Raw genomic sequence first — 8,227 nt, 5'->3', positions numbered from 1 at the left:
GGTGTTGATGGGGCGGTGGTAATCCTCGCCTGGGACGAACAGCATCGGCGGACTGCAGAACAGTTGGGGCGGAGCCTGGCTCCACAGATAGAGGCCATTGCCTCGGGAGCCAAGCCGATGAGACCACAGGCCGCCCGCGGCGGGCGCCCGCCTGAGGAAGCCGATAAACTCCAGGGTTGGTTGTCCGATGAATTCAGGCAGGTTCGACAGGAGCGGAAATTACGGATATTGGTCGATTGGCGATCCGACTCCGGTTCAGCAACTCAGCGAACCAACGTCAAATGTCCCATTTGCGGATCCACGGATCACGAGTTTTGTTATCGGCTGCTGGATTTCGATAAGGTAGAGCTCAATGAGATACCGATTGACGATCCCGAACTGTCGTGTATAAGGCTTTCCAACGGAACCTGCTATCCTCTTGGCTGCTGCAGCGGAAGCCCCGGGAGTGCTACTGGCGGGACGGGGGGACGGCTGGTCAATCCCGGGCGTTCGGTGGTAGTTTTCATCCTGGGAGGAACCCCGGAGGACTATCAGCGGGAAAAGCAGGTTTTCGTGAAGATGCTCACAGCCGCGGTGGAGGAGGCTCTTCGCTCAGGGTCGCGACTTGTTATCAAGACGAAGTCCACCCCTCCCTGAGATCTCGCGGCCGAGGCCGGCATCCAGTCCGTCAGACCCCACGGGCCTAGTGGTGAGAAGCATCCTAGGGCCGTGATCACCCCCGAGGCTGCGGCGCGGAACACCGCAGGAAGACGCTCTCAGAGTTCTGTTGGACGGAAGAAGTCAGCCGGTCAGACGTTCGGCTGACGTCGGTCCCTCGATTGCCCAGGGGTGAAAAAGCTTTGCGAAAAGGCGGAAATGGCTAATGAGCTGCGAGGACCCCGGCTATCCGCTCTGCGGCTTTGCCGTCCCACAGCTCTGGGCAGCGGCCAGTCTTGTAGCGGCCTGCCAGGACGTCTTCAAGACACCTCCGCAGCTTCACTGGATCACTTCCCACAAGGGTGCTTGTCCCCTCCGTCACCGTGATCGGCCGCTCGGTATTCGGCCGCACGGTCAAACAGGGGATCCCCAGGGCGGTACTCTCCTCCTGGAGGCCCCCAGAATCTGTGATAATCACCCTGGCCTGGGAGGTCAAGGAAAGAAACTCAAGGTAGCCAAGCGGCGGCAGCACGCGGAGCGCAGCCTGCCGCGCTCTCTGGCCATCCAACAAATGTCCCAACCCGAAGGCCTCGATCCGCTGCCGCGTACGGGGATGGACAGGAAAGACGACCGGCAGCTCCCCTGCAATATCCGCCAGCACCTGGAGCAGCCCTGCCAACGTCTGGGGATCGTCTACGTTGGACGGGCGGTGAAGTGTAACCACCCCATATTGTTCTGGGGTGAGTCCGAGTCGATCCAGCGTCTCCAGGGCCCTGGCCCGGGGCAGCAAGGCACGGAGCGTGTCGATCATCACGTTCCCCACGAGATGGATCTGGTCTTCCGGGTGGCCCTCCCGGCGGAGATTTTCCATCCCGGAAGGTTCGGACACAAAGAGCATGTCAGAAACACTGTCGGTGACGAGGCGGTTGATCTCCTCCGGCATCGTGCGGTCGAAGCTGCGGAGTCCGGCCTCCACGTGAGCCACTGGGATTTGTAGTTTGACCGCCGCGAGGGCCGCCGCCATCGTGGAATTGACGTCCCCCACCACGATGACGCGGTCGAAACGGCCACCGCCCGGCGGACCTGCCACGAGGATTTCTTCCATTTTTTCCATGATGCGGGCTGTTTGCTGAGCGTGGGTTCCCGAACCGACATTCAGGTGGACGTCCGGTCGGGGCATCTCCAGGTCCTGAAAGAAGACGTCACTGAGCTGCGGATCGTAATGTTGCCCGGTGTGGATCAGCAGCGGTCGGATCTCCGGATAGCCCCGGAGTGCCCGCAGGATCGGGGCCATTTTCATGAAGTTCGGCCGCGCACCGACAACGCAGGCAAAGACTTTTACCATCACCCGATTGGTCTCCGCAACTTGAGAAGTCGAGAGCGATTTCGGCTACTTGGAAACCTACTTCGCGGAATGGTCCACATCATTACGCTCGCAAGTTGTGAGTAAAAAACGAAGTTCCGCAAGTGTCCTGCAAAGATCCACCCGAAGTGGGGTAGCCGCCACAGCTTGACCGAACGCTTCCTCAGCCAACCGAAGCTCTGGTCCAGGTTTGCCCTGGGACACGTACAGATGGGCCAGCCCAATTAACAGGGGAGTTTCGGCTGAAGCGGACGTTCCTCGGGCCGCTTCCAGCGCAGACGGTAGTGCATTGAGCAAAAGGGTTGTCTTCTCTGCGGATGGTATTTGTGCTTTCGGATCCATGCTGAATAGCAGGGCGTGACGCAGAGGTTCCAGAGAACGTTCGGCTCGCGCATAACGGATCACACCAATAATCACTGCGATACAAAAGATGGGCACGATGACGGTGATACCCAGTTTGGTGAATGAAACGATCGATTTGTCCGAAACACGCCGCACCGATTCTCGACCCGCTAATCCAACCACCAGCCCCAATGCCACAACAAACAGCAATGCATTGGCAGGGATGTGGAGATTCCAGTCAACGAATCCATGAGGCAAAAACGCGACAAGTCCCCCACAAAGGCCCACCAGAAGGGGGTTCTCCACGGAGTCTCGCGTGAAACTTCGTATCGTCACCGATTTTAAAAAATGAGCCAAGAATATAGTGAGGACAGTCACTCCCAAAAGACCACCCTCTGCCAAAAACTGCATATAGTCAGCATGGGCAAATGCTGTAACAACCTCGGAGTCGGTATAAAATGGTGAAGCGAAGCGATAGCTGCCCATCCCGATTCCAGTAATAGGCGCTGCCAGGAACATTCGCCAACACACAGCCCACTGGGAGATACGCCATTGCGCCCCGCCGATCCACATGCCGATCAGCGCGAGTGTGTTTGTGGTGCCGTCGTCCCCCGCTCTGTGCGCTAAGACTTTCCCTGAAGCAGAGAGTATGAAAAGACCCAGGTAGCAAAGAACTTCCAGGCAGAAAACTGCCCCCCCGAGCCGCCGCCATATTCCGGTACTTCTCTGCCATGCCACCCAGGTGCATCCGAGCAGTACGCCCGCCGTGGCGGCTCGGGCAGAAGCCCCCAACGCCAGCACGGTGACGGCGGTGACAGCTATGAGCACAGCCAGTATCCCCAATGCAGCTCTCACAAGCGAAACGGCCGGGGTATGTCTTTTTCGTTTCAAACAGAGAAGGGAGAACAGCACCGGGATTGTCAGTTCCAGACATCCGCCGAAATGATTACTCACCAAGTAAGGGCCAAATCCGTCGCCAAGAACCCAAAAAGGCAGCGCGAGCGAAACTCCCCCGACCTGCAGAGTTTGGACGCGGCCGAAGGCGGCTGAGCGAAGTGGATCAACTAGGGGATTCTTGTATCCGAATGGCCAACGCAGTGCCGACGGAGAGGTGATCACATCATGTCTGAACAGCCATTCCGCACATCCCCACGCAAGAACGACTCCACCAACTGAAGCAAGTGTTCCACCAAGAAAAAGTGCCTTCCGCCGGTCGCGGGCCAGCTCGGCGGTTATGGCAAATACCAAAGCTGCTAAGAAAAGCTGGCGGATCGCTAATTGGGTTGCGGCCGGCGCGAGGGAAAGTCGAGGAGAAAGGGGCCGATCGAGACAGTTGGAGGCAAAGCTCCAGGCATGGTACGAAGCGGGCGAAACAGCCTTCACAAGTTTCCCAGGGAGTGGCCAGGTTTGAATCAATCCAACCACCAGTACAGCCATGGGAAGCCAGAGGAATCGAACCCGCGTCCCGAAGCTGAGGAGCCCCAGAAAACCCGCCACCGCCGCTCCCACTTGCAGCGCACTAAGCCAAACTGGTGAAGTGGCGCCTTCGGCGAACGGTCCGACGAGGACAAGCGCGGCGATGACCAAAACCCCCGCCCATGCGAGAAGGTCCTGAGAAGACGCGTCCGATGAAACGATGTTCAGTCTATGGGATTCGAGACGTTCGATGTCAACTCCTCGCTTTTAGGAAGACTATGCACTCATGTCCTCGGAATGTGAAACTTGCCATCTCGTGACCGACCATACAGCCCGCAGGCGCCGCGTCCTCGCTACGGATTTGCCATAAGAGGATGTTGGCCCCTTTAGCCTCCAGCGCCAGCACATGGACCGGCTTTTTTGAAGCAAACTCGGGGAAGTAGTTTGCAACTCCTTGTCGCCCGGTGTGGCCGGAAGCTGATCCCGGCTCGATAACCAGCCGACTCGGTGGCGACTCCAGCGTGATGGAAGACTCAGAAACGTTGCAAAGCTTCCATTCTCCTGGAATGTGGAGCCGACTGGCCGATTGGGTCTCGCCTCGCACCACCACCCAGTCCGCAACAAGCCACGGTCCGTTCTCGATGCACAAGACAAGTCGCCTGACCTCGGGACAACCCACATGCCGGTAGGCATTATGCGTACACCAGGCGTAGTGGAAGGGGCCTACGGAATCGTATTGTAGAACCCCTGGCCAGCCGCGGCGACCCATACGGAATCGCGACCACACATCGCACTGGTTTTGACCGTCAATCTCTAGGGTGTTATGGGCGGCTGTACTCCGACAATACGCCCGCTCCGGTGAATCTTCGTAATCGTAGACACCCGTGTCCACGAACAACCGCTCGCCGTCCCACGAGGCTTCCAACGTGAGCAGATCCGCGTGGGCATGAGCAGGCAAATGGTCGGGACCTACCGGCCCGGTATCAAAGATGAGAAATTTTCCCCCCTCACGATAAACCCAGTAATCTCCCACCATCCCCGACTGCGCCCCCGCCGGCTGAAGATTTGGAAAATCGAGTTTAAGACGCGCAAAGACTTCGCGGGGGCTCGGCGTCAGGTCCAGGGTACTGTCGCCAAAGAGGGGAATTTGGCCGTCGGGATGAAGAATCGCTCCCAAAAAGCGGGCCATTTTTTCGACGGACGCTTCCGGTGACCAGCCAGATTTCCACGCCGCTCGTTGGAGGGCGTCACAGATGTCGGCTAGGGCCAGCAAGACATCGACATGATACATCGGGCAGCGCTCAAAGTGCTCACCACTGCGGAGAATCTGCTCGGCACATTCCTTTGGCAGGATCGTGGTGACAGTGTGTAACCACTGCTCTGCCTCGCGGCCCTGAAAAAAAACGCCCGCCACGGCAAGGGCCCGCAGATTCTGCATAAGATGGTTGCCGCCGAGGTCGAATTCTAGGTTTTTTGCGAGCCAGCGGGCCTGGGCTGTCAGGGAGTTGAGAACCTGCCCAGCAACCGGCTCATCTGGCGGATGGAGAGAGAAGAGCTTGACCCAGACAGGAATCCGCCGTGATACCACATACGGATGCCAGGCGTCGGGTGAGTACGGACTCGAGGGAAGACTGTACTCACTGATCCACTGGGCAATCCATTGCCAAATCTGCTCAAACGGCGCAGGCCGGTCGTCACCTCTAAACTTGGGAAGAAAAAATTCGTGGTAATGGAGATGAAATCGCCCCAATCGGGTGGGGATTCTTTTTTCGAGTTCCTGCCATCGAAACTCTAGGGGGCCTTCGTAAAATCGATTGAGCAGCCGCAGAGTGACCCCATTCCTTTCCAAAAACAACCGCGGTCCCTCGGCAACCGGCTCAGCAATTCCTGGCAAAAACGTTCTTACCCGAAGCCCCTTTTCCTGGCACAGCCTACGGATCCTCGCTGGCGCCCGGAGGTGCTTTGCCCTCGCAAGTAATCGATAAAAAACCTGCGAGGGACGATAATAGCGGAGGGTGTGGTAGTAGCGAGAAAGGCGTTGTCGCACAATTGAAGACTATCCTAGGGCTGCGCGAGCACTTCTGGTACGGCATTTGTCTTGTCGCTTTTTTCACATTTTTGCGCCGAATCGGCTGTGCCGATCACCCGTGACCTGATAATCCCCAGCATCCTCTCTGCCAACGAGTCCCGCGAATAATTCGTGTGCAGATAATCCCTCACACGGACAACATAGTTTCCGGAAAAGTTTTCGCCTTGGCGAATCTGCTCGATACACTCAAGAAGCGACTCGGCAGATTCCGGCTCCATCGCGACACCCGCCCCCGCTTCTTCCACGATCCGCAAGGCTTCTCCACGCACACCCATGATGATGGGCTTGCCCATCGCCATCATCTCAAATATTTTGCTGGGAATAACGGTTTCAAAAAGCTCCGTTTTTCGGAGGTGGACCAAACAGGCGTCGGCACTGGCAATAACCCGAGGCATGTCCTCTTTCGGCAACCGGCCGGTGAATATGACTCTCCCGTCCAGGCCCCGCCGCTGTGCTTCGTTTTCCAGTTCTTTCTTTCTGGCCCCCTCGCCCACTAACCAGAAAACAACATCATCGCGCCCGCTGGCCCGCAGTTGTTCGGCAGCCTCTAGCACGACATCCAATCCATGGGCCATGCCGATCGTACCCACATACGCGCACACAAATTTTCCCTCCCCGTTCCATTGCTGTCGAAGTTCTCTGTCTGGTGGCTGGGGCCGAAATCGTTCCAAATCGACTCCGTTCATCACCACGGAAATTCTTTCCGGAATATTGACTTTCTCCAGGATTTTCTGGCGATATCCTTCACCGACGGCCACGATATGGTCGGCCGAGCTGTACATCACCTTTTCTAAGAATTGGAGGAATCGCAAAACCGGGCGAAAGCGGATGGCTCCCACGGTTTCGATCGATTCCGGCCAGATGTCGCGGATTTCCAGCACGAACGGCCGGCGCCGCAGTCGCGAGAGAAGCACCCCAGCCCAACCGCAAAAGAATTGAGGACTGGTGGCGACGATGACGTCCGGCCGTTTGATCCATAATCCCGCGAAGATGGCACTGACCATATAGGAAAGATAGTTAATAATGCGTCGGATTGTTCCCGCGTTTGGCGCTAGATACGTCCACACCCGAACGACATCGATCCCATCTATCTTCTCCTGCTGAGGCCACAGCCGATTCCGATACCCTGGGAAGAGTACACCTGTCGGACAGTTGGGATTACAGGTAATGACCGTCACGCGGTGCCCTGCCCGAACCCATCGTACGGCGTGCTCATATGTTCGGCTGGCAGGTGCGTTTACCTCCGGCGGAAAATAATGGGTTAGAAATAGAATGTGCATTGGCTCGCCGATATGCCCACTTGACTGCTACCGCGTTGTTCCCGCACGAACGTTTAGTCCAAGCTTGCTCGCATAGTAGTCCACAATATCGCGGATAATATCATCAAGCGAATGCCGGGGCCGGTAACCGATGGCCTTTTCAATCTTCGTAAGATCGGGGACCCGCCGCTGCATGTCTTCAAAATCGGCGCCGTAGGCCTCTTCGAACGGGATATACCGGATCTGCGAGCGGCTTCCCGTGATACTGATGACGCGTTCTGCCAGTTCCTTGATAGACACTTCTTCCCGGTTGCCCACGTTGAAGACCTGGCCCCTGGCCTCCGGCAATTCCATAAGTCGGACGAGAGCTCCGACGGCGTCTTTCACGTGACAGAAACAACGCGTTTGACTTCCGTCGCCATACACTGTGAGTGGCTCATCCTTGAGGGCCTGCTGAACAAATCGCGGGAGCACCATTCCATATTGCCCGGACTGCCGCGGACCCACCGTATTGAATAACCGCACAATAACCACGGGCATCCGCGAATGGTGCCAGTACGCCATGGCCAAAAACTCGTCGAGGGCCTTGGAACAGGCATAGCCCCAACGGCGGCGGTACGACGGCCCGATGACAAGATCATCGTCCTCGGAAAATGGGACCTTGGTGGATTTGCCATAGACCTCCGACGTGGACGTGATGAGCACTGGCTTGCGATAACGGGAACACGCCTTCATCACCACTGAAGTGCCATGGACAATCGTTTCGATCGTGCGTACTGGCTGTTCTACGATGAGCCGGACACCGACCGCCGAGGCGAGATGATAGACCCGATCGGCCTTGGCCACGCACTCGCGGACGATGCCCTCATCAGCGATGTCGGCGCAGACCAGTTCAAACAGGGGATGACCTTCCAGGTGCGCAACATTTTCATGACGTCCCGTGGAAAAATCATCGAGAACAGTCACCGAATGCCCGCTCGCAATGAGGGCATCACAAAGGTGAGAACCGATAAACCCCGCACCACCGGTAATGAGGATACGCATGGGTGAAACCTTTCAATGTCCACGAATGTCTAATTGTTTCGTGTGTGCCGCATTGCAACTTGATACAGTCGTCTAATC

The 8,227-nt window shown here is 57.2% G+C and carries 6 protein-coding genes; 1 reads left to right on the top strand and 5 read right to left on the bottom strand.

The window, feature by feature from the left end; genetic code table 11:
* Positions 1-636, top strand: a 636-nt coding sequence (locus tag ABJK56_RS12850; RefSeq protein ID WP_347245068.1) for a hypothetical protein, incomplete at its 5' end; no start/stop codon positions are given.
* Between the two features lie 223 nt (positions 637-859).
* On the opposite strand, the gene wecB is transcribed toward ABJK56_RS12850, so the two are convergent.
* From wecB to ABJK56_RS12825, 5 genes are all read right to left on the bottom strand, one after another.
* Positions 860-1,981, bottom strand: a complete 1,122-nt coding sequence (wecB, locus tag ABJK56_RS12845) for a UDP-N-acetylglucosamine 2-epimerase (non-hydrolyzing) (protein WP_347245087.1) — start codon at positions 1,979-1,981, stop codon at positions 860-862.
* 57 nt (positions 1,982-2,038) lie between these two features.
* A complete protein-coding gene (locus ABJK56_RS12840; protein ID WP_347245067.1) occupies positions 2,039-3,928 on the bottom strand; it encodes an O-antigen ligase family protein in 1,890 nt (629 codons plus the stop codon).
* A gap of 82 nt (positions 3,929-4,010) precedes the next feature.
* Positions 4,011-5,804, bottom strand: coding sequence for an alginate lyase family protein (locus tag ABJK56_RS12835; RefSeq protein WP_347245066.1), 1,794 nt, complete (start codon positions 5,802-5,804; stop codon positions 4,011-4,013).
* Positions 5,805-5,818: 14 nt separating this feature from the next.
* Positions 5,819-7,126 carry a glycosyltransferase family 4 protein gene (locus ABJK56_RS12830; RefSeq protein WP_347245065.1) on the bottom strand — a complete coding sequence of 436 codons (1,308 nt, stop codon included), beginning with the start codon at positions 7,124-7,126 and terminating at the stop codon, positions 5,819-5,821.
* Between the two features lie 27 nt (positions 7,127-7,153).
* The gene (locus tag ABJK56_RS12825; RefSeq protein WP_347245064.1) at positions 7,154-8,149 is read right to left on the bottom strand and encodes a GDP-mannose 4,6-dehydratase; all 996 of its coding nucleotides are present in this window, start codon (positions 8,147-8,149) and stop codon (positions 7,154-7,156) included.
* Between the last annotated feature and the right edge of the window lie 78 nt (positions 8,150-8,227).

This window comes from Thermogutta sp., from assembly GCF_039793925.1.
In the GTDB taxonomy this organism is placed as follows: Bacteria; Planctomycetota; Planctomycetia; order Pirellulales; family Thermoguttaceae; genus Thermogutta.
This window is presented reverse-complemented; position numbering and strand designations above follow the sequence as displayed.